At 62.2% G+C, this 21,088-nt stretch carries 19 protein-coding genes and 1 pseudogene; 8 read left to right on the forward strand and 12 right to left on the reverse strand.

The genetic code is table 11. The features are described 5' to 3' along the window. Positions 1 to 84: 84 nt before the first annotated feature. The gene (locus GXB81_RS13310; protein ID WP_205989365.1) at positions 85 to 1,131 is read right to left on the reverse strand and encodes an alpha/beta hydrolase; all 1,047 of its coding nucleotides are present in this window, start codon (positions 1,129 to 1,131) and stop codon (positions 85 to 87) included. 322 nt (positions 1,132 to 1,453) lie between these two features. On the opposite strand from GXB81_RS13310, the gene GXB81_RS13315 reads away from it, so the two are divergent. The 3 genes from GXB81_RS13315 to GXB81_RS13325 all read left to right on the forward strand — a co-directional run bounded on the left by GXB81_RS13315 (position 1,454) and on the right by GXB81_RS13325 (position 3,868). Further along, complete coding sequence (locus GXB81_RS13315) at positions 1,454 to 2,428, forward strand: LysR family transcriptional regulator (RefSeq protein ID WP_205989366.1); 975 nt, start codon at positions 1,454 to 1,456, stop codon at positions 2,426 to 2,428. 179 nt (positions 2,429 to 2,607) lie between these two features. Further along, positions 2,608 to 3,324: a cytochrome c biogenesis CcdA family protein gene (locus GXB81_RS13320; RefSeq protein WP_205989367.1), complete on the forward strand. Its 717-nt coding sequence runs from the start codon at positions 2,608 to 2,610 to the stop codon at positions 3,322 to 3,324. A 1-nt stretch (position 3,325) separates the two neighbouring features. After that, complete coding sequence (locus GXB81_RS13325; protein WP_205989368.1) at positions 3,326 to 3,868, forward strand: thioredoxin family protein; 543 nt, start codon at positions 3,326 to 3,328, stop codon at positions 3,866 to 3,868. A gap of 140 nt (positions 3,869 to 4,008) precedes the next feature. Here the strand turns inward: GXB81_RS13325 and GXB81_RS13330 are convergent, their stop codons facing one another. Next, positions 4,009 to 4,875 carry a MipA/OmpV family protein gene (locus tag GXB81_RS13330; RefSeq protein WP_205989369.1) on the reverse strand — a complete coding sequence of 289 codons (867 nt, stop codon included), beginning with the start codon at positions 4,873 to 4,875 and terminating at the stop codon, positions 4,009 to 4,011. 636 nt (positions 4,876 to 5,511) lie between these two features. Between GXB81_RS13330 and GXB81_RS13335 the strand changes: the two genes are divergently transcribed. Next, positions 5,512 to 6,834 (forward strand): amidohydrolase family protein, encoded by a 1,323-nt coding sequence (locus GXB81_RS13335; protein WP_205989370.1) that lies wholly within the window; start codon positions 5,512 to 5,514, stop codon positions 6,832 to 6,834. A 147-nt stretch (positions 6,835 to 6,981) separates the two neighbouring features. On the opposite strand, the pseudogene GXB81_RS31435 reads toward GXB81_RS13335, so the two are convergent. Next, a pseudogene (locus GXB81_RS31435) lies at positions 6,982 to 7,096 on the reverse strand (IS3 family transposase); the annotation flags it as partial. 44 nt (positions 7,097 to 7,140) lie between these two features. Further along, a complete protein-coding gene (locus tag GXB81_RS13345; protein ID WP_205989371.1) occupies positions 7,141 to 9,918 on the reverse strand; it encodes a LuxR C-terminal-related transcriptional regulator in 2,778 nt (925 codons plus the stop codon). 442 nt (positions 9,919 to 10,360) lie between these two features. Here GXB81_RS13345 and GXB81_RS13350 point away from each other — a divergent pair, with 442 nt between their 5' ends. The 4 genes from GXB81_RS13350 (at position 10,361) to GXB81_RS13365 (ending at position 13,476) form a co-directional block, all read left to right on the forward strand. Beyond that, on the forward strand, positions 10,361 to 10,888 hold the full coding sequence (locus GXB81_RS13350) for a GNAT family N-acetyltransferase (RefSeq protein WP_167042645.1): 528 nt from the start codon (positions 10,361 to 10,363) through the stop codon (positions 10,886 to 10,888). Between the two features lie 142 nt (positions 10,889 to 11,030). Further along, positions 11,031 to 11,480: a MarR family transcriptional regulator gene (locus tag GXB81_RS13355; RefSeq protein WP_167042647.1), complete on the forward strand. Its 450-nt coding sequence runs from the start codon at positions 11,031 to 11,033 to the stop codon at positions 11,478 to 11,480. An 86-nt stretch (positions 11,481 to 11,566) separates the two neighbouring features. Continuing rightward, complete coding sequence (locus tag GXB81_RS13360; protein WP_205989372.1) at positions 11,567 to 12,835, forward strand: M20 family metallopeptidase; 1,269 nt, start codon at positions 11,567 to 11,569, stop codon at positions 12,833 to 12,835. After that, complete coding sequence (locus GXB81_RS13365; protein ID WP_167042651.1) at positions 12,832 to 13,476, forward strand: trimeric intracellular cation channel family protein; 645 nt, start codon at positions 12,832 to 12,834, stop codon at positions 13,474 to 13,476. Before GXB81_RS13360 ends, GXB81_RS13365 begins: the two co-directional genes overlap by 4 nt. A 20-nt stretch (positions 13,477 to 13,496) precedes the next feature. On the opposite strand, the gene GXB81_RS13370 is transcribed toward GXB81_RS13365, so the two are convergent. The 8 genes from GXB81_RS13370 to GXB81_RS13405 all read right to left on the reverse strand — a co-directional run bounded on the left by GXB81_RS13370 (position 13,497) and on the right by GXB81_RS13405 (position 20,940). Then, the gene (locus GXB81_RS13370) at positions 13,497 to 14,816 is read right to left on the reverse strand and encodes a VWA domain-containing protein (RefSeq protein ID WP_205989373.1); all 1,320 of its coding nucleotides are present in this window, start codon (positions 14,814 to 14,816) and stop codon (positions 13,497 to 13,499) included. 130 nt (positions 14,817 to 14,946) lie between these two features. Further along, positions 14,947 to 15,441 carry a TadE/TadG family type IV pilus assembly protein gene (locus tag GXB81_RS13375; RefSeq protein ID WP_205989374.1) on the reverse strand — a complete coding sequence of 165 codons (495 nt, stop codon included), beginning with the start codon at positions 15,439 to 15,441 and terminating at the stop codon, positions 14,947 to 14,949. Then, on the reverse strand, positions 15,438 to 15,908 hold the full coding sequence (locus GXB81_RS13380) for a TadE/TadG family type IV pilus assembly protein (RefSeq protein WP_205192896.1): 471 nt from the start codon (positions 15,906 to 15,908) through the stop codon (positions 15,438 to 15,440). The genes GXB81_RS13375 and GXB81_RS13380 overlap by 4 nt, the downstream gene beginning before the upstream one ends. A 41-nt stretch (positions 15,909 to 15,949) precedes the next feature. After that, positions 15,950 to 16,915, reverse strand: coding sequence for a type II secretion system F family protein (locus GXB81_RS13385; protein ID WP_167283756.1), 966 nt, complete (start codon positions 16,913 to 16,915; stop codon positions 15,950 to 15,952). 43 nt (positions 16,916 to 16,958) lie between these two features. Beyond that, entirely contained in the window at positions 16,959 to 17,936 is a 978-nt protein-coding gene (locus GXB81_RS13390; protein WP_205989375.1) for a type II secretion system F family protein, read from the reverse strand. A gap of 22 nt (positions 17,937 to 17,958) precedes the next feature. After that, on the reverse strand, positions 17,959 to 19,326 hold the full coding sequence (locus GXB81_RS13395; RefSeq protein ID WP_167042661.1) for a CpaF family protein: 1,368 nt from the start codon (positions 19,324 to 19,326) through the stop codon (positions 17,959 to 17,961). Between the two features lie 21 nt (positions 19,327 to 19,347). Then, complete coding sequence (locus tag GXB81_RS13400; RefSeq protein WP_167042663.1) at positions 19,348 to 20,559, reverse strand: AAA family ATPase; 1,212 nt, start codon at positions 20,557 to 20,559, stop codon at positions 19,348 to 19,350. Positions 20,560 to 20,613: 54 nt separating this feature from the next. Further along, positions 20,614 to 20,940: a hypothetical protein gene (locus tag GXB81_RS13405; protein WP_167042665.1), complete on the reverse strand. Its 327-nt coding sequence runs from the start codon at positions 20,938 to 20,940 to the stop codon at positions 20,614 to 20,616. Between the last annotated feature and the right edge of the window lie 148 nt (positions 20,941 to 21,088).

A 21,088-nucleotide genomic window follows, 5' to 3' on the forward strand; every position in this document is an offset into this window, starting at 1 on the left:
CATAAAAAAACCCAGAAGCCGGTGTTGAACTCTTGGGGTTCGGATCTGAAACCGCAATAGTCAGCCGGCACTCGCCGGCCCGCATTACGTCATACGCGTCACATCGACAATAGCCTGCGCAAATGCCTTGGGCGCTTCCTGCGGCAGGTTATGGCCGATACCACCACTCAGATTGCGGTGCTCGTATTTGCCGGTAAACTTCTTCGCGTACGCAGCCGGTTCCGGATGCGCCGCGCCGTTGGCATCGCCTTCGAGCGTGATGGTCGGCACGGCAATGGCCGATGCCGTCGCGAGACGCTTTTCGAGTTCGTCGTATTGCGGCTCGCCCTGCGCGAGACCGAGACGCCAGCGGTAGTTGTGAATCACCACAGCAACGTGGTCCGGGTTATTGAACGATGCGGCGGTACGCTCGAACGTCGCATCGTCGAAGTTCCATTTCGGAGAGGCCGTGTGCCAGATCAGCCTGTTGAAGTCGTGACGGTTCGCCTCATACCCGGCGCGGCCGCGCTCCGTGGCGAAATAGAACTGATACCACCAGGCCAGTTCGGCTTGCGGCGGCAACGGCGCGCGGTTCGCTTGCTGGCTGCCGATCAGATAACCGCTCACCGAGACCATCGCCTTGCAGCGTTGTGGCCACAGCGCCGCGATGATGTTCGCCGTGCGTGCGCCCCAATCGAAACCGCCGAGCACGGCCTTGTCGATCTTCAACGCGTCCATCAGATTGACGATGTCGACGGCAACCACGGCCTGCTGACCGTTGCGCGGCGTGTCGGCGGAAAGGAAACGCGTCGGGCCATAGCCACGCAGATAAGGAACGATCACGCGATAACCCGCGGCCGCGAGCAGCGGCGTCACCTCGGCGAAGCTGTAGATGTCGTAAGGCCAGCCATGCAGCAGAATCACCACCGGCCCGTTTTGCGGACCCGCTTTCGCATAGCTGATATTGAGCGTGCCGGCATCGATCGAGCGAATCTTCTCGAACGAAGTAACGCGCGGCCCCGCTTTCGCGATGCCGGTCGCGTCGGTCGACTGCGCATGCGCGATTCCGCTCAGTCCCAGTTCGAGCAGGCTGATACCCGCCACGGCCGTTCCGAGAAAACGACGGCGCCGACTATTGATCTGATCCGACATGCTGATTCTCCTTGAATGACTCATCCGGCCCGTGCGCCCGTCTCTCGTGCAGCGGCAAAAATCGACGGCATGACGATGCCACCGCACGCAATCGCAACGCGAACGGAACGAACATGAATGGGTAAAAGCGGTAAGGGTGGTAAAGGCGGTAAAGCGCAACCGCGCGAATCTGAAACGCAGTGCTTTGCCGGCAGGACCGGTGAATTGCCGCTGTCGCAAGGCTTAGATACATAATGGCAGCCCCAACCACTGACAGCAAGAGCAACTAAGTTCACATATCGTTGCCCAATGAGCAACGCATTAACCGCGGTCGAGTGAGCCCATGCGAGAGATCAACCAGCAACGCCTTCGGTACTTCAACGAAGTCCTGACCCACGGTACGATTCGCGGCGCAGCCGAGAACCTCAATACGTCGCCGTCGGTGATTACGCGGCAGATCAAGCTGCTCGAAGACGAACTCGGCACCGTGCTGTTCGAGCGTCAGCCGCGTGGCGTCAAGCCGACCGAAGCCGCCATGCACCTGCTCGAATTCTGGCGCGGCTACCGCTCGCAGCAGGAGAAGCTCGAAGATCAGCTGCATGCGCTAAAAGGTCTTCAGCGAGGGCATATCCGGCTCGCGGTCAGCGAAGGCTTCGTCGATACGCTCGTCGACAACGTGCTCGCGCCGTTCTGTGCGCAATATCCGGAACTGGAAATCGCCATGGACATGCTCGCGGTCGATGCAATCCAGGAAGAAATCGCGGAAAGCCGCGTACATATCGGGCTCGCCTACAATCCGCCGCCGCATCCGCGCATCGAGTCCCGCGCCAGTTGTTCGCAACCCGTCGTGCTGTTGTTGAGAAGCGATCATCCGCTCGCTAAAAGGAAACGCCCCGCCACGCTCGACGATCTGCGCGCCTACCCTCTTGCGCTGATGCCCTCGACATTCGGCATTGGTCATGTCGTCAAGATGACCGAATTGGCGGAGAACGTTTCGATCCGCGCGACGCTAACGACTAATTCGCTGAGCGGACTCAAGCGATTCGTGACGATGGAGAACTTCATGACGCTGATCGGCGAATTCGCCGCATACCGCGAAATCGCGAGCGGCGAATTGACCACCGTGCCGGTTGTGCATCCGCTCTTCTCGGGCGCACAGGCGCGAGTACTGGTCAAAGCCGGCCGGCCGCTCGCCCCGGCTCCGCTCGAATTGCTGCGCTGGATTCAGGAGCGCATGCCGATGTTCTCGCCGCCTGAAACGAAGAAACGGGCGGCGAGACCATCGGCAAATACGGCACGAAAGCGCAAAACTCGCTGATCGCACGTTCGCACAGCGCGTAAAGGCGCATCCACGCTGCGTCCGCCCGCCGTTTTGTGTCGCAATGTATCTACCCGGTACGCAGACACAAAACATTGCACACGCCTCATTCCCGCGACATAAACCAGATACGCGCGGGCGTTCCAATACGGCCATACCCGCCCACCGGAACGCCCACCATGCACAGCACGCTCGAAACGCCGCTCGCCCTGCTCGCGGGCCTGCTCACGATCGCATCGCCCTGCGTCCTGCCGGTCATGCCGATTCTGCTCGGCACGTCGGTCGAACAGCCGAGCCGTACACGACCGCTCTTTATCGTCGCCGGCTTTATTCTGACTTTCGCGTCGTTCGCCTTGCTGCTAGGCGCGGTGTCCAGCACCGTCCACGTCGCGCAGCAGGTGCTGCGCAACACGGGTATCGCCTTGCTCGCACTGTCCGGCCTCATGCGCGTCTGGCCCCGGCCCTACGACTGGCTCGTCGCGCGAGTGCAGGGGCCGCTCGAACGCATCGGCGCGGCCATTGCACCGGGCAGTCAGCCCGGCAGCGGCAACGCCGGCGGCTTTGTGCTCGGCATGTCACTCGGCGCGGTATGGACACCCTGCGCGGGGCCCGTGCTCGCGTCGATCCTCGTGCTCGTGGTCAAGGCACAGGACCTCGGCTGGTCGGCGCTGCTGCTCACGCTGTATGCGATCGGCGCCGCGATTCCGATGCTCGCGATCATCTACGGCGGACATTACGTGACCCGGCATGTACGCGCCGTATCGCGCCATGCGCATCGTCTGCAACAGGTATTCGGCGTACTGGTGATGCTGACGGCACTCGCCATCTATCTGCAATACGACGTGCTGCTGTACGCCCGGCTCGCCGCGCTTTTCCCCTCACTCAAAGGACTTTGACATGAACGCCCGACTCAGGACATTCGCTCTTGCCGCCGCTTTCAGTGCATTCGCCGCGACGGCCGCCACCAGTACTGCCGCCATCGCCGCGCCATTGGAAAACGATCCGCCCGCGCCGGAGTTCACCGGCATCACGCAATGGCTCAATAGCGAACCGCTGAAACTGCAGCAATTGCGCGGCAAGGTGGTACTGGTCGATTTCTGGACCTATAGCTGCATCAATTGCGCGAACACACTGCCGTATGTGAAAAGCTGGAACCAGAAATACAAGGATCAGGGACTCACGGTCATTGGCGTGCATACGCCCGAGTATCCGTTCGAGCGCGACACCGGTAACGTGAAGACCGCGATCAAGCGGCTCGGCATCAGCTACCCGGTCGCGCAGGACAATCAGTATGCGACGTGGAATGCCTATAACAATCAGTACTGGCCCGCGTTCTATCTGATCGACAAGAAAGGGCAGATCGTCTATTCGCACTTCGGAGAAGGCGACTATGCGCAGACCGAGGCAAAGATTCAGGCGCTGCTTGCGCGGAAGAGTTGATGCGACATTGCCGGAGAAACGGTGTTAAACAAAGTGGCCTTTATCGCTCGCTGAATGAAAGAAGCCCACCTGTGCCTGAACAATCGGACACAGGTGGGCTTACCGTTCGACGATGATTGCTCGACTATTCGATGAACCGGCTAGAACAGATAATTGGCGAACAGGCCGTACGTTATCTGACTTGTCTTCTCGGTGATCGGGCTGTCGCCCGCATCGCCGCGCAGCCATGCGAACGAAACGCTCGCGCCGACATTCCAGCGTGCCGCGATCCGATACGCGCCGTTTATCGAAAAGCGCAACTGGTTCAGACCGGAACCGGCCGAGAACTCCGGCAGTCCCGAGCGTGCGCTCTGCTCCGACGTCACGCCGAAATAGGTCTGGTTGTACTTGCTGCTCGCCCAGGTCAAACCGGGCCCCGCGGTGAGCGTCAATTGCGGAATCGGCTGATAGCTGCCGAGCACGTCGAAGGTCGCGACCGTGCCGCGATCGTTGCCGGCGATATCGGTCAATACGCTCGCGCGCGCCGAAATGAACTGATAGATATAGACGCCAAACAGTTCGGCATGCGCGGTACGCTTGACGTCGCCGAGACCGCGCAGCCGCGCGTCGTCGGACTCGCTGCGCGGCTGGATGAAATCGTAAGTCAGGGCCGCGCCGATGCGCCAGTTACTGTCGCGATACAGATAGCCGCCGAGCGACAGCAGCGAAGCCGCATCCGGATTGGCGCCGATAAAGAAGCGGTCGTAATTCGCGCTGACCGTCGGCACCACTTCCCATTTCGTGCCGCTCGCGCCGGGGAATTTCGGCATGTTCACCACCCCGGCTCCAACGGAAAAATGCCACGGGCTTGCGCCGGCTCCGGATGCCTGGGTGATTTCCGGGGCGCCGATCGAATACAGACTTTCCGACAGGCCCAGCGTATCGTCCGCCATGGCGGCAACGGCGAACAGCGACAGCGCGGAGCCGGCCAGCACCTTGGTCATGCGTGGCGTGGACACATCAATCATCTCGGTTTCTCCGTGGAAAATGAACAGGACGATGCAATGGCACCGGTCCTGACGTCGATTGCGTAATACCGATGCTGTGCTGCAACTTAATTCCGCGGAAATGTCTTTTGTCGTTATTGAAAAGCGAGGACGCGCGTACCAGTTCGCGATAGCGCGTTCAATGCCACTGCGTGTTCTTCCGGAATCCTCACCGTGCCGGCGAGTGATATGAGCATAGCCGCTTTTTTTCGGGCGTCGCAAGTCAATTTTTTTAAATCACTCAGTGCAATGAGTTAATCTCGCAACGTTGTCACATTAATTCACAATTCAATTCTCATTTCATTGCCTCTTTGCGAATGAATTCTGAACAGTAATTTCCATCGTCATTGACCGGTTCAACATTTGCCATCTGGCGCCGCAGGCGATACTCTTCTTCTCGATTGACGTTCTTCCCCGCGAGTTATCGTTATGCGGCGGCTTTCTATGCACGATGATTTACGTTATGGGTGAGCTATGCCTTCAGGAAAGTACATCGGCAATAAAGCAGTCAGTCCTTCTCTTTCATGTCTTTGTGACAAGTCACAAGCGCAATATGCGAACCGCCGCATCAGTGCCGATCTGTCGCGCCGCGGCTTCGTTACCGGTCTTGCGGCTTCGATGCTGGGCCTGGTGCTGCCCGGACTCGGCCACGCTCAAAGTGTCCTGCCGCCCAGTGCACCCGCCAGGCCGGTGCTATTCACGAACTTCCGCCTGTTCGATGGCAAATCGTCGACGTTGCGCGATAGCCTGTATATGGTCGTCGAAGGCAATGCCATCAGTCAGTTGGGTCAGGGCCAGCCCGCCTCGACCGAGGGCAGGATCGTCGTCGATTGCGGGGGCAAGGTCATGATGCCCGGGTTGATCGACATGCACTGGCATTCGCTGCTCGCGTCGCTGCCGATCCAGGTCGTGCTGCAATCCGACATTGCGTTCGTGCATCTCGCGGCCAGTGCCGAAGCGGAGCGCACGCTATTGCGCGGCTTCACGACGATACGCGACGCGGGCGGCCCCTCGTTCGCGTTGAAGCAGGCGATCGACAGCGGCATGATTTCCGGGCCGCGCATCTATCCGTCCGGCGCGATGATCACGACGACCGGCGGCCACGGCGACTTCCGTCCGCTCAGCGATCTGCCGCGCAGCGGCGCGCGGGTCAGCCAGTCGGAACTCGACGGCGGCAGCGCGATTGCCGATACCGAAAACGAAGTCCGCGTGCGCGTGCGCGAGCAGTTCATTCAGGGCGCCACCCAGGTCAAGCTGGTCGGATGCGGTGGCGTATCGACCCCGCGCAGCCCGATCGACATGCTCACGTTCACGGAAAAGCAGTTGCGAGCGGCCGTCGATACGGCCGCGGACTGGGGCACGTATGTCCTCGTGCACGCGTACACGAACGAATCGATCCAGCGCTCCGTCGCGGCGGGTGTGCGCTGCATCGAGCACGGTCATCTGATGGACGACAAAACCGCCGCGCTGATGGCAAAAAACGGCACATGGCTCAGCACGCAACCGTTCGTCAGCCAGGACGATGTCGCGCCGCTCTCCGGGCCGGGCATCGAAAAATTCCAGGAAGTCTCCGCGGGCACGGACAACATGTACAAGCTCGCGCGCAAGCACGGCATCAAGGTCGCATTCGGCACCGACCTGATCTTCTCGCAGACGCTCGCCGCGCGGCAAGGCACGATGCTCACGCATATGAAGCGCTGGTACAGCGCGGCCGAAGCACTGGAAATGGCCACGAGTACCAACGCGGAACTGCTCGCGCTATCCGGCCATCGCAATCCGTATCCGCGAAAACTCGGCGTGCTCGAACAAGGTGCCTATGCCGATCTGCTGCTCGTAGACGGCAATCCGCTCGAGAATCTCGACCTTATCGCGAACCCCGAGCAGAACCTGCGTATCGTGATGAAAGACGGCAAGTTCTACAAGAACACGCTCAAGGCATAACGAAGCATCAAACCGGGTACATGCCGTAAAACTCGCGGCACGTACCCGGTCTGAATCTGCGAAATCATTTCATGTGCCCGTGGAATACGGGCGCGCAATCTTGAACTGACCCTGCGAAGTTGGACAATTTGGTCGGTTAGGCCGTGAGGGCTGGGTTCTGTACATCACAGGACTCAGCCCTTTCAATTTCAGCTCGATGCGCTTGTGGTTGTAGTAGTGGGTACGGTTTGATGCCGGCCTTCAGTGCATCGATGTTCTCGAATCTGACTTGCGCCAACTCCGTCTCTCGTGGAAGGCATTCAATGACTACATAGCGTCGCTACCCTCTCTCACGCCGAATCCGAACACGCTCTGCACGGCTTCAATTCGCGAAGTGACATCGAGTTTTTCGAAAATGTTCTTCATGTGCCACTTGACCGTTTCCGGTGCGAGCTTTAACGATCGGCCCACTTCCTTATTCGATTGACCATGGGCCACGCAACGGAGTACTTCGAACTCCCGCGCACTCAGAGCCTCAGACGACATCTTCAGGTTCCTGACCGGCCTGGGAGACGTAGACGACGGCGCGTCGACGTTATCGAAAGCATGGATCAATTTGTCGACATAGGTGGCGTCCACCGTGGAGTCGCCCCCAGCGTTCCACCGAAACCGTTGCAGCAATGCGCGGACTCCTTGCCCTTCGTCTATGAAGCTATTTACCATGCCAACAGCCTCTCCGAGACGTAGCGCACGATCCAGCGCGCCGAGCGCGCTTCCGGACGCTCCGCCTTGCTCGTATGCGAGCGAGAGCAACAGGGAAGCAATCGCTTCATGATAACGCCATCCCCTGGCCGCTAAAGCATCGAGCAGGCGTACGAGAAAAGCGACTGCCTTTTCAGCATCATTTTCGGCAATCAGAACCCGAGCCTGCAGGAAGCAGTAGTGTGTCCAGGTTTCAGTCGCGGCTCCCGCCTGCTCGTCAAGCACCACCGGCATACTCGCGCGTAGTTTGTTAGCGATCTGCCTCGCGCGGGTCACGTCACCGCTATGAAGGAGCAACCTGACCGTCTCCGCGTCGCACGCCATCTTGAGACGCAGCCATTGTCGGGTTATGGCAACCTGCCGGCCATCTTCAAGAACAGCCAGCGCCGACCCCACTTGCCCGTTGCGTTGCAGCAGGCGTGCCTCCGTCAGCACATGCCGGAGCAGCGTGCCGAGTGGAGAAACCTCCAGGGCAATCGTCGTGCGGTTCGCAATCAACTTCCGTGCGCGAGGAAGTTGATTGTATTCGTAGACAATCGACACCAGGCAACCCGCCGCGATCACGGCACAGGACGATGCGTAGCCGAAAGCGTTTTCGGCACGCACGAGCGTTTCTTCGAGAACTCTCCCCGCTTCGGCCAGTTCGCCATGCATCTGCGCGGCAAGGCCGTACATCGTGTTTCGAAACAGATCCGTGTAGATCGACCCCCGTCCCTGTTCCGGTCGATCTTGAGCGCCTCCCCATATCCGACGTATCTGGTCGAATTCGCCTCGATGCAATAGACCAAAGAATTGCGCGAATTGCGCGCAGCTATTGACCCAGGGAGCCGCAATCGCCGATGAGGTCGCGACGGCGTGCCCGAATTCGAATGCATGTTCGCTCTGGTCGCTGGCAGAGGCGATTATCCCGCTGATGGCATTCACCTCCGCCAGCGCGACTTCGTCGATGCTGCAGGCACTCTCGCGGCGCATCCGATAAATCTCATCGGTAACGACACGAATTTCCTTGATGGCGTGCGTCGTTTGAAGCGAGAAAGCGAGCGCCCACGCTTTGGCAAGACGCAAGCGCCGCGTGAGAACGACATCCGGTGGCAGCTTCGCGACCCACTCCAGCAACGTGCGTGACTCGCCGCGTTCGAGCATCTCCATTGCACCGTTCTCGACCAGCTGGGCGGCCTGCTCGAATTCTCCCGCTGCCAATGCATGTCTGACCGCCTCCGACCACAGCCGCTTTTCCGCGAACCACCGAAACGCCCGCTGATGCAATACCGGAACCTGTTGCGGCATATGAGCGAGAAGACGACGCCGCAGCGCATCGGACAGCAGTGCGTGCAGGCGATACCATTCACGCCGTTCATCGAGCGGCCGGATAAAGACGTTATGCTGCTCGAGCCATTCGAGCTTTTCACCGCTGCCGCCCTCGACGGCCATGACGGCATCGCACACGGCGGGCGAAAGCCGTTCGAGAATCGACGTGCTCAGCAGGAATTCCAGCATAGCGGGTGGCAGCTGGGTCAGCACCGCATCGTCCAGGTAACGGTCGATTCCGGAGCGGGTAACGGTGAACCGGCCGACTACCTGAGCGGGATCGCTGGTTTGACGCAGCGCAAGGGCGGCCAGTTGCAAGCCCGCCACCCACCCCTCCGTCACGCCATTCAGCAACTCGACATTGGCACGGTCGAGCGATAAAGCACAGGTCTCCTCGAAAAATTTCTCCGCGTCGTCGATCGAAAAACGGAGGTCATTGGCACTGATCCGCGTGAGCTTCTCCGGTGCCCGAAGCTGACCGAGCTTCATGCCGGGTTCGCCGCGCGCACCAAGCAAAACGTGCATATTTTCGGGCGCATAGCGGAGCAGACGCGACACGACGGCAATGACAGGCGCCGACGTGAGGCGGTCAACGTCATCCAGCACGAGGAAAACACGTCGGCCGAATGCCGCGATTCCATTCAGGAGCACGGAAATGATCGTTTTGATGGAGGTTCGCGCATCGCTATTCAAAAGTTGCTGGGCCGGCCTGCCGATGTCTTTCGACACCCGGCAAAACGCCGCGACCAGATACGCGCCGAACTGCTGCTCCTGATTGTCCTCGCCATCGAGACTGAGCCAAGCAACCGGATACTCCTGCCGCGAAAGTACTTCACTGCATCCCGCGAGTAACGTCGTTTTGCCGAAACCCGCCGGCGCGGTCACCACGGTTATGCCATGAGTCTGCTGTTCGCTCAGCCGATCGAGCAGCGCGTGCCGGCGAACGCATCCAAAAGGAAGAAGCGGCGGCACCATTTTGGTCTGAATCAACGACGCGCTCCATGTTCTGTCGGCAAAGTCTGAAGGCGTTTCCATGAGCACCCTCCGTCTCCTGGGATCAACCGCGGGTCGTTCAGTTTTCTCAGCAGGTGTTCTATCAGCGCTTAATTCGGCCGATGAATGCACCGCCGCCGTGGCCGGCATGGCAGAGGATGGCCGATAAGGCCGTTGTCAATCCGGCCGGCAGTGCCGCCCGAAAAGGTAGCGCACACCGAATGAATTGCCTCGTCAATCCATTCGGCGGGTTGTCAGTCGTTCTTGTGTTCGACTGTGCCCGGCAGTCTCTTGATATATGCCGGTAATCTGCCCTAATTCAGTGCATCTGAACAGGTGTGCGAGACGTTCATGCAATGCGTAGCGTTCATGCTCCCTCGATTTAGCCATGACCCGCATCAGCATATACTCACATAATAGTGAAAATAAACTATAACAAAAAATATACAACTGTAATAACGGTAATACTGGACAGGAGAACCGGATGATTGGCAATGTGACCGTGCGGCGCGTCGGCGCCGACGAGGTTTCGGCCTGCCTGGAAGCGCTGGCCGATGTGCTGATCGACTGCGTGGAAGGTGGAGCCTCGGTCAGCTTCATGCTGCCGATCTCGCGGGAAACCGCGCTGACGTTCTGGCGCGGCGTCGCCGAGGGCGTCGGGCGCGGCGAGCGTGCGCTGCTGATCGCGGAAGACGGCCATGGAGAAATCGTCGGCACCGTGCAGTTGATTACCGCGCAGCCGGAAAATCAGCCACATCGCGCCGACGTTGCAAAGATGCTCGTGCATCGAAAAGCACGCCGGCGCGGAATCGCGCAGCATCTGATGGACGAAATAGATCGCACCGCGCGCAAAGAAAAGAAGTCGGTTCTCGTGCTCGATACCGTCACCGGCGGCGACGCCGAGCGGCTTTATCAACGCGCCGGCTGGCAGCGCGTGGGCAACGTGCCGAATTACGCGCTGATGCCCGACGGCGCATTCTGCAGCACGACCTTCTATTGCAAGCAGCTTTGAGCCGAAGCAAACACTGGGCCATTCACTGGCTCGCCCACTACGCCGAAACTCCGCCACAAACATGTAATTGAAAATTTCAACTACATGCCTATAATGGCCGTCGTGTCCGCAACGGGCACGACGGTCGACACGCGGAGCAATCTTGTACTCGGACTTTCTGACTTTCAGGCTCGATCTGACCAGCGCCTTGCTGACCAACCGCGCGAACGTGGTCTATCGCGAGCGCTGGAACCTCGACGTGCGCGCCTTGCGCGTGCTGCGCCTCGTCTGCGCCGAGCCCGACATCACGCCCACCGCGGTATCGCAACGCGCGCTGATCGAAAAGACACTGCTCTCCAAAGTACTCACCGAGCTTGAAACACGCGGCTTCATCACGCGCAACGCGCATTCGTCGGACCGCCGCAGCATCGCGCTGCGCGCCACGCCCGACGGGCTGAAAGTCGCGAAAGCGTCGGAAGCATTGGGCCTCGCGATGGAAGCGCAGCTCGCCACGGTGCTGAGCGACAGCGAGCGCAAGCTGCTCGAACAGCTGCTCAGCAAACTATCGAACAGCCTGCTGGCACGCGAGTCCGTGAGCACGCCGCCGCATTGATCTTCCCGGCGACTTTGCCCGCCGTTTTTTTGCGGCCTCTTCTTTTCAGCCTTTCTTACTGCTCATCCTGCAACCAGGAGTCTTCCATGTCGAAGCTGATCGAAACGACGTCGAGTGCCATCGACGCGCTTCTGCCCGAACTCGAAGCCATCTACAAAGACCTGCACCAGCATCCCGAACTGTCGATGCAGGAAGTGCGCACCGCGGGCATCGTCGCCGATTACGTCGAAAAGCTCGGCTACGAGGTGACGCGCCATGTCGGCATCACGGGCGTCGTCGCGCTGCTGCGCAATGGCGACGGTCCCACGGTCATGCTGCGCGCCGACATGGACGCGCTGCCGATGGCCGAGGCCACCGGCCTGCCCTATGCGAGCACGGTGAAGGCGAAAGACGAAGACGGCATCGAAGTCGGCGTCGCCCATGCGTGCGGCCACGACATGCACGTCACGTGGCTGCTCGGCGCCGCGCGTCTGATGGCCGAGCATCGCGACGCATGGCGCGGCACGCTGATGGCCGTATTCCAGCCCGGCGAGGAAATCGGGCGCGGCGCGCGCAGCATGCTCGACGACGGCATGACCACGCGCTTTCCGAAGCCCGACGTGATTCTCGGCCAGCACGTGATGTTCGGTCCGGCCGGCACGGTCGGCTATCGCAGCGGCACGATCCTCTCGGCCGCCGACAGCCTCAAGGTCAAACTGTTCGGGCGCGGTTCGCACGGCTCGCAGCCGCAAACCTCGATCGACCCGGTCATCATGGCGGCCTCCACCACGCTGCGTCTGCAAACCATCGTGTCGCGCGAAATCGCGCCGAGCGACAGCGCCGTGCTGACGGTCGGCTCGATACAGGCCGGCACGAAAGAGAACATCATCCCCGACGACGCGACGCTCAAGCTCAACGTGCGCAGCTATGACGAAGACGTGCGCGAGTACATGCTCGGCGCGATCCGCCGCATCTGCTGTGCCGAATGCGTGGCGTCGACCGCGCCGCGCGAACCCGAATTCACCACGCTGTCGAGCTATCCGCTCACGGTCAACGACGCCGCCGCCACCGAGCGTCTGCGCAACGCCTTCGAAGCGCGCTTCGGCAAGCATGCGTACGAGGCGCAACCGGCCGCCGCCAGCGAAGACTTCAGCCTGTTCGGCCGCGAATGGGGCGTGCCGTACTCGTTCTGGTTCGTCGGCAGCACCGATCCCGAGACCTTCCGCAAAGCGCGCGAGGCGAAGAAGCTCAACGAAATCCCGAGCAACCATTCGCCGAAGTTCGCCCCGCTGCTTCACCCGACGCTGCGCACCGGCATCGAAACGATGCTGTGCGCAGCCGGCGCCTGGTTCGATCAGCGAGAACAAGCACTGTGAATTCGCACGCGGTCTATACCCTTCTCGATCTGGTCGGTACGTTCGTATTCGCGATCAGCGGCGCGGTGGCCGCGCGGCAACGGCGGCTCGACCTGTTCGGCATCGTCGTGATCGCGTTCATGGTCGCGTGCGGCGGCGGCATCGTGCGCGATCTCTGCATCGGTGCGATTCCGCCCGCGGGCCTGTCGAACTGGCATTACCTGGCAACCGCGCTGGCCGCCTCGGCAGTCACGATTCTCGCGTATCCGCAAGTGCGCAGACTGCGCCAACCGGTGCTGTTCTTCGATGCGATCGGGCTCGGCCTCTTCGCGGTGTCGGGCGCGCAGAAGTCGCTCGTGCATAGCCACAACGCCGAACTCGCGATTCTGCTCGGCATCGTCAGCGCGGTCGGCGGCGGCGTGATGCGCGACGTGGTGCTCTCGCGCGTACCCGCGATTCTCGAGCGAGATATCTACGCATCGGCCGCGCTGCTCGGCGCATCGGTGCAGGTGGGCTTTTCGTATGCGGGCTGGACCGACTGGTGGACACCCTGGTTCGCGACGCTCGCCTGCGTGCTGGTTCGGCTCGCGTCGCTGCGTTACGGCTGGCGCCTGCCGATCTTTCAGGGAAAGAGCGCGGCCGAAACGCACGACCACCGGTAATGCGCGCCGAAGCGTTGCAACTAGCTCGCCGCCAGCGGAATCAGCCGCGGCTTGGTCAGGCTATAGGCGATCTGCGAAAACAGCGCATTCAGGCTATTCGTGCCGCCCGCCGCGTTCGCACAGGTGTCCGAATAGAAATAAGACGGCCCCGAGGCGATCGACGCCATCGTATTGCACGCAGTGAGCTTATCGGCGCCGTCGCCGCAACTCGGCGCCGAATTGGACTCGCCGCCGAGATACGCGACGGTATAGATCAACGTGCCCGTATTGTTCTTCACGGCGGAAGCCGCATTGATCGCGGCCTGGCACTCGCTGCCGTAGGTGCTGCTATAGGTCGTGCCCAACTGGGTCGTCGTCGACGAAGCGATGCCGTCGCTCAGCAGAATAATCACGTTCTGGCCGGGCGGATGCTGCGTTGACGCGGTGGCGGCCAGCGAAGTTTGCGCCACCGTAATCGCCTGCGCGTAAAACGTGCCCAGACCGCCCGGCGCCGGCAGGCCGCTGCAACTGCCGCCGCCGAGCGCCTGCACGATGCCCGAACTCGTGCTGACCTGGCCGTTGCTGCCGAGATAACCCGAGCTCGGCGACGAATACTGGTAGCTCGCGCTCGAAGCCGAATAGCTGCTCGCAATGGTCGGCGACTTGCCCGAGCACGAGAAGTTGTACGTCGACGAAGTTTGCGGCGGAAACGCCATCAAGCCGACGTTGTCACCGGCGTTCGTGAGACCCGTCAACAGTTGCAACGCGCCGGCCTGCGCGCATTGCAGCCGTGTTTGCGCGGCTCCCTTCGCGTTCTTGCAGTTGCTGTCCGTCGTGGTGGCCATCGAGCGCGTGGTGTCGAGAACGATCATTACGTTGTAGAGCGCGGGCTCCGCGCCGCCGCCCGCGCCCGCCTTCGAGGTTGCCGAGATCGTCTGCTGGCTTTTGCCGAAGACTCGTGCGAAATAGAGCGGCACGGTGGCCTGCTGCGTGACCTGGATGCCGTTGTAGCCGGAAGCGGCCTGCTTGTAGGGCAGCGCGACGCTCGACAACGTGAGGCCCGTGATCGTCGCGGCCGCCGGAATCACGCCGCCGGGCAGCGTGTTGTTGTTGCCGGCCGCGAACGCCTGGGCGTTGCTCGACGCGGTGGCCCACGACTGTGTCCACAAATCCACCGCGCCCGCGAGCGCCGCGGCATCGGTTGCGCTCTGCAGGCGTCTCTGGCTGTAGGCCAGATAGCCGAGATCGACGCCGAGCGCGGCGAAGCCCAACAGCATCACCATCGAAATCGCCACGAGGATGGAGACGGCGCCGCGCTGGCGACGAAGCGCGCCGCGCGGGCCAGTTGTCGTTCTTCTCATGATTTCCCCCAAAACGGTTGAACCGCTTTCTTGCTGCTCACGCTCTTTTGCATGCCGTCTGTTTGCACGCTTTCCTTTTGTGTGCGCTTCTTTTGCGCACAAGATTTTGCGCACCTGCTTTTTGCGCCAGTCATTGCACGCGCTCCACCGCGCTTGCATTGAGCGTGGTCGGCATCATCGCGTAGAGACCGGACAGGCTGCCCTTGAAGATCGGTACGAACGTGTACGAGACGGTCACCGTCGCCGTTCCGACCGCCGACGTGCCGCCGGCGCTCGTCAGGCCCGACGCGCAGGCCGAATCGCTCGTGCAGGCGGTGCCGTTCACCGACGTCGCGATCGACAGATTCGAGGTTTTGAGCAGCGACGCGGACGCGTTCACCTGAGTCTGCGTCGCCGTATACGGACTGGTGGTGCCGCGTTGCGACGCGAAATAGCGCGCGCCCGCCGAGGCCGCATTTGCGACCATCACGTAGTTGCCGAGCAGCCAGCCGAACTGCGCGACGCCGAGCACAATCAGTAGAAGCACGGGCGCAAGCAGGGCGAATTCGACCGCCGCCACGCCTTGCTGCTTTTTCAGCGCCGACGCTCCCCGTAATCGGTGCGTCGGTCTCGTGCCTGAAATCATTGCACCACCTCCGACATGCTCGCGCTCAGGCTCGACGGCATGATGCTCTTCAGGCCAAACAAAGCGCCGCCGAACAGCGGCGCAAACGTATAACCGAGCTGCACGATCGCCTGCGTGCCGGCCGCGGGCGCCTGCGTGCCCGAACCCAACGCGCTGGCGCACGTACTGTCGCTGGTACATGACGTACCGCCGACGCTCATCGAGATCGTCAACGTGCCTTTCAATGCGCCTGTCTGCGTGTTGATCGCATTCGCCGTGTCGGTGTACGGCGCTGCGTACCCGCGCTCCGACGCAAGCTGGTGCGCGCCGAGCGCGGCGGCATTCGTCAGCATCAGATAGTTGTTGACGAACCAGCCGAATTGCACGCTGCCGAATATCAGTGCCAGCAGTAGCGGGAGCACAAGCGCGAGTTCGACCGCCGCCGCGCCCCGTTGAGTTTTTCGTTTTATGCGTTCTTTTTCTCTCATCCCACTCTCGTATGTATTGACAGGCAACGGCCTGCGCAGGCTCAGGCGCCCGCCATGCTCGGCAGCAGTTCCCGATAGATATGAATCATCGACGGTCCCATCAGCACGACGAGCAGCGCCGGAAAAATACAGAAGATCAGCGGAAACAGCAGCTTCAGCGCAATCTTCGCGGCGCGCTCCTCGGCACGCATGCGCCGCCGCGTGCGCAGCGTGTCGGAAAGCACGCGCAGCGACATGCCGATGCTCGTGCCAAAACGCTCGGCCTGAATCAGCATGGCGCTGAATGCGTCGATATCTTCCACGCCCGTGCGCAAGGAGAAATTGCGCAGCGCCTTTTCCTTCGAGAAACCGGAGCGCATTTCCAGCAGCATCAGTTCGAGTTCGCTCGCCACAACCGCACTGCGCATGCGGATTTCCTCGCCCACCTTCATCAGCGACGCATCGAGACTGAGCCCCGCCTCGATGCAGACCGTCAGCAGATCGAGCGCATCGGGAAAGTCCTCGACGAGGCTGCGCTTGCGCGCGGCAATACGTTTTGCCAGCACGAGATTCGGCAGGTAGTAGCCGAGCCCGGCGAGCAGCACGAGAACGATCGAGCGTCCGAGCAGCGTGGGCGCGAAGGATGAGCCGTAGAGCGCGAGCATCGCGAGAAACGGCAACAGGATCGCGAGCGCCGTTTTCGCGGCCAGGTAGATCGGCACCGCGTTGGCCGAGCGCCACCCCGCGGTCATCAATTGCACACGCAACGCGGATTGCTCCCAGCCTTCCTTCGGCACCGACAGCTTCGAAATCGGCTGCGAAATTTCGACGAGCTTTTCGTACCACGCGGTGTCCGCGGATGGCGCCAGTTGCTCCGGCGCCGGCACGACGTTCGCGCCGCCCGCCTGCTCGATGCGCCGGCTCATGTCGCGCGGCGCGGCCAGATGCAGCACGCCGAACGCGGCCGCGAACACGATCGCGAACACGGCGGCGAGCAGCAGAATCTGCGTGATGTTCAGCGTTTGCATGGTCTCTCCTCGGTAGTTGTTCTTCGCGGGCGGTACGACGCGCTCAAACCCGGATCTTCACGATGTGCCGCATCCAGAAGATGCCGAACAGCATCCCGACGCCCGAGCTCACGACCATTTTTACGCCGGTGGAGTCGCGCCACAGTATGTCGAGGAAGTCGGGATTGAGAACCATCATCGCGGCGCCGACGCCGAACGGCATCAGTCCCAGCACCCACGCGGACATCTTGCCTTCCGCGGACAGCACGCGAACCTTGTCGAACAGCTTGAAGCGGTCGCGAATCAGCGCCGTGATGCCGTCGAGTACTTCGGCGAGATTGCCGCCCGTCTCGCGCTGGATCACGACCGCGATCACGAAGTAGCGCAAATCGCGAATCGGCACGCGCGTGGCGAGATTCGTCAGCGCCTCGCTGATCGACACGCCATAGTTGATCTCGTCGAACACGATGCGGAATTCGCCGCTCATCGGCTCGGCGAACTCGTTGCCGACCATATCGATTGCCCCCGTGAACGCATGGCCCGAACGCAGCGCGCGCGCCAGCATGTCGCAGACGTCGGGCAACTGCCGCTCCAGTTGCCGGATGCGGCGATTGCGCCGCCGCTGCACATAGGCGATCGGCAACAGCGCGGCCAACACGGCAATCGCCACGGAGACGAACCACGGCAACGCGACGCTCGCGCCGATCATCAGCACGAACAGCGGCAATACCGCGCACGTGCCGACGAGCCGGCCCACCGACCACTGGAGCCCGGACTGCTGCAGAAACAGATCGAGCGCATGCACGCGCGGGATCAGCAGCAAAAACCGCGTGAGCCACGCCGACTCGGCCAGCATGCGCGTCTTCAGAATCGACAGCCGCTCGCGGCTCACCTGGCCGCCCGCGGAGACCGCGCGAATCCGTGCGGCAACGCGCCGCGCGGTCGGCCCATGCCGGCTGTCCCAGTACTCGTACACGCCGCTCGTCGCAAGCACCACGGCCACGAAGAGCAGGATGATCGCGGCGTAGAAGATCGGGTTCATGCAAGTCTCCTGAAACAGCGAATCACGTCGTCTCGAAGCGGCGGGCCGGATCGTAGATCTGATCCGACGGCGCCACGCCGAATGCTTGCAGGCGCTCGGCGAATTTCGGCCGCACGCCGGTCGCGCAGAAATGTCCGCGCACGTTGCCCTTCGAATCGACACCGGCGCGGCGGAACACGAAGATCTCCTGCATGTTGATCATGTCGCCTTCCATGCCGGTCAACTCCGAAATGCTGATGATCTTGCGGCGTCCATCGGTCAAACGCGCGGCCTGCACGACGACCGAGATCGCCGACGAAATCTGTTGCCGCATCGTGCGTGTCGGCAGCGACAGGCCGCCGAGGTTAATCATGTTTTCGAGGCGCGTGAGCGCGTCGCGCGGCGTGTTCGCGTGGATCGTCGACAGCGAGCCTTCGTGGCCCGTGTTCATCGCATTGAGCATGTCGAGCGCTTCGGCGCCGCGCACTTCGCCGAGGATGATGCGATCGGGCCGCATCCGCAGCGCGTTGCGCACGAGCGTGCGCTGCGTGATCTCGCCGCGCCCCTCGATGTTCGGCGAACGCGTTTCGAGTCTGAGCACGTGCTGCTGGCGCAATTGCAGTTCGGCCGCGTCCTCGATCGTGACGATACGTTCGTCATCCGGAATAAATCCCGACAGCACGTTCAGGAGCGTGGTCTTGCCGCTGCCCGTGCCGCCCGACACGAGAATGTTGACCTTCGCGCGCGCGAGCGCATCGAGCACTTCGGCCATCGGCGGCGTGAGGCTTTGCAGTTCGACCAGATCGGCGACCTGCAGCGGGTTCGCGGCGAAACGGCGGATCGACAGCAACGGACCGTCGACCGCGCACGGCCGGATGATCGCGTTCACGCGCGAGCCGTCCGGCAGGCGCGCGTCGACCATCGGGCTCGATTCGTCGATATGGCGGCCCACGCCCGAAACGATCTTCTCGATGACCTTCATCAGATGCGCGTCGTCGTAGAAGGTCACGTCGGTCGCTTCGAGCCGCCCGCGCCGCTCGACGTAGGTATGGCGATACGTATTGACGAGAATGTCCGACACGCTCGGGTCGCGCAGCAGCACTTCGAGCGGACCGAAGCCGAACATTTCGTCGTGCACGTCGCCCACCAGCTGCCGGCGTTCGAGATCGTTGGCCGGCGCCTTCTGCTCTTCGAGAATGCGGCCGATCAGCGCGGCAATCTCCTGGCGCACCTGATCGGACGGCAAACGCGACAGGCGTTCGAGTTCGACACGTTCGAGCACGGCCTGATGAATCTCGCGCTTGAGTTTCTGATAGGCAGCGCGCAGCATGCCGGCCGGCGTACCCGACGAGTCCTGGCGCTCGCCCAGGGGTTGCGCGCGTTGCGCGGAAATCTGCTCACGAAGCGACATGGCCTCTCCCCTTCTCAGGTATTACAGCGTTTCAAGTTTCGGCGCCGCCTGACGGCCGAGCAGCCGCGCGAACAGCGAATCGCTCTTCGCGCGTTTGCGCTCCGACGTCGTCGCGCGGCTGACGATGTTCTCGGCGAGCGTTTGCAGACTGCGCGCGACCCCGCTGCTGCGCGCGGTCTTCGATACCGGCAGGCCCTGGTTCATCGCCTCGGTCACGGCCTCGGCGTCCTCGGGAATGACCTGGTACGCGTGCATGCCGAGCACCGATTCGAGCGCCGTGCGCGCGCGTTCGCCGTGGCGCGTGTAGCGGTTCAGGACGAGGCGCATCTGCTCCTGTGCATAGCCGAGCGAGCAGAGAATTTCCTGCAGCCGGCGGCCGGCGCGCACGTGCGGCATGCTCGCCTGCAATACGACATGAATCTGGTCGCTGCGATCGAGCGCGAGCATCGACAGTTGATTGAGCGTCTGACCGAGATCGAACAGCACGAAGTCGTAATGCGGCGCCGCGACGCCGAGCATCCATTCGAGGCGGTCTTCCTTGATCTCGGCCGCCTTCACCGGATCGCCCGCGCCGGCGAGAATATGAAAGTTCTCGGTGACGTGCATCAGACTCGTGTCGAAGAACGCGGCGTCCATGCGCTCGATCTGCGCGCAGACTTGCGGCAGCGTCGAGGGCGGGGTTTCGTCGGAGACCAGAAAGGCGGCGTCGGCGAACTGCTGGTTCAGATCGATCAGCAGTACGCGCTTTTTCTGCGGCAGGCTCGCGATCGCATGCGCGACGTTCGCGGCGATAAAGCTCGTGCCCGCGCCGCCCTTGCACGACACGAACGACAGCACCTGGGTATCGCGCGTGCCGCTTTGCAAACCCCGCGACTGCGCGCGCTGCAACGCGTCGCCTAACTGGCGCGGATCGAGCGGCCAGTTGAGCACGTCGCGAAAGCCCGCGCGCATCGCGGCGATCAGCGTATCCGGCGACGCATCGGGAATCAGCAGGATGCAGGTGAGCCGCCCATGCGCGCGATGCAGACGTTCGACCACGGGCAGCTCCGCGTCCTTCAGCGACGCCGCATCGACAATCAGCACGTCGAACGCGTCGAGACTGTCGCCGCGCTCGCCGAGCAGCGACGGCCCGCCGGTCGCGCGCGTGAAGCGATAGTCGCCGCATTCGCCGCTCAGATGCGCGATCTGCGCGAGCCGCGCGCTGTCTTCAGAGAGGGCCAGGATGTTGATCATGATGTTCTCGCCCAAGCGATCAAGGTTATCCGGCGGACGTCGCCGCGCTGTGCTTCACTGACTGCCGCCGTTCGTGCCGATGCCGATCACGAACGGATTGATGGTCGTGACGGGCGCCTGGAACGACTTGTCGTACTGGTCCTGCGCGGCCACGGCGGCCTTGCCGTCGACCCCCGGCGTGGACGGCGTGTGCTCGCCCGCGTGCGGATCGATGATCTGCATCCGCGTCACGGTGCGCACGGCTTCGCCGAAGTGCGCGTCCCAGATCGGCGTGCTCGTCATGCAGCCGCTCAACGAGCCGCCCAGGGTTGCGTAGAGCGCCAGCAGCAACGCCGCGCGGCGAGTCGTCGCAAGATGCGTCACAAGATGTTCGAGTTTCATGAGAGTCCCCTTCGCAGCGCGTTACTGGTTGGCCGGATCGGTTTTGGCGAGCGCGGGCCCGTCGCCGCCGGCGGCGTGGGCCGTGGTGCCGCCCGCTTGCGCCGCCACCGTCGCGGTCCGGTCGTCCGACAGTGCCGCCGATGGCGCG

This window comes from Paraburkholderia sp. Ac-20336, from assembly GCF_017105025.1.
Taxonomy (GTDB): domain Bacteria; phylum Pseudomonadota; class Gammaproteobacteria; order Burkholderiales; family Burkholderiaceae; genus Paraburkholderia.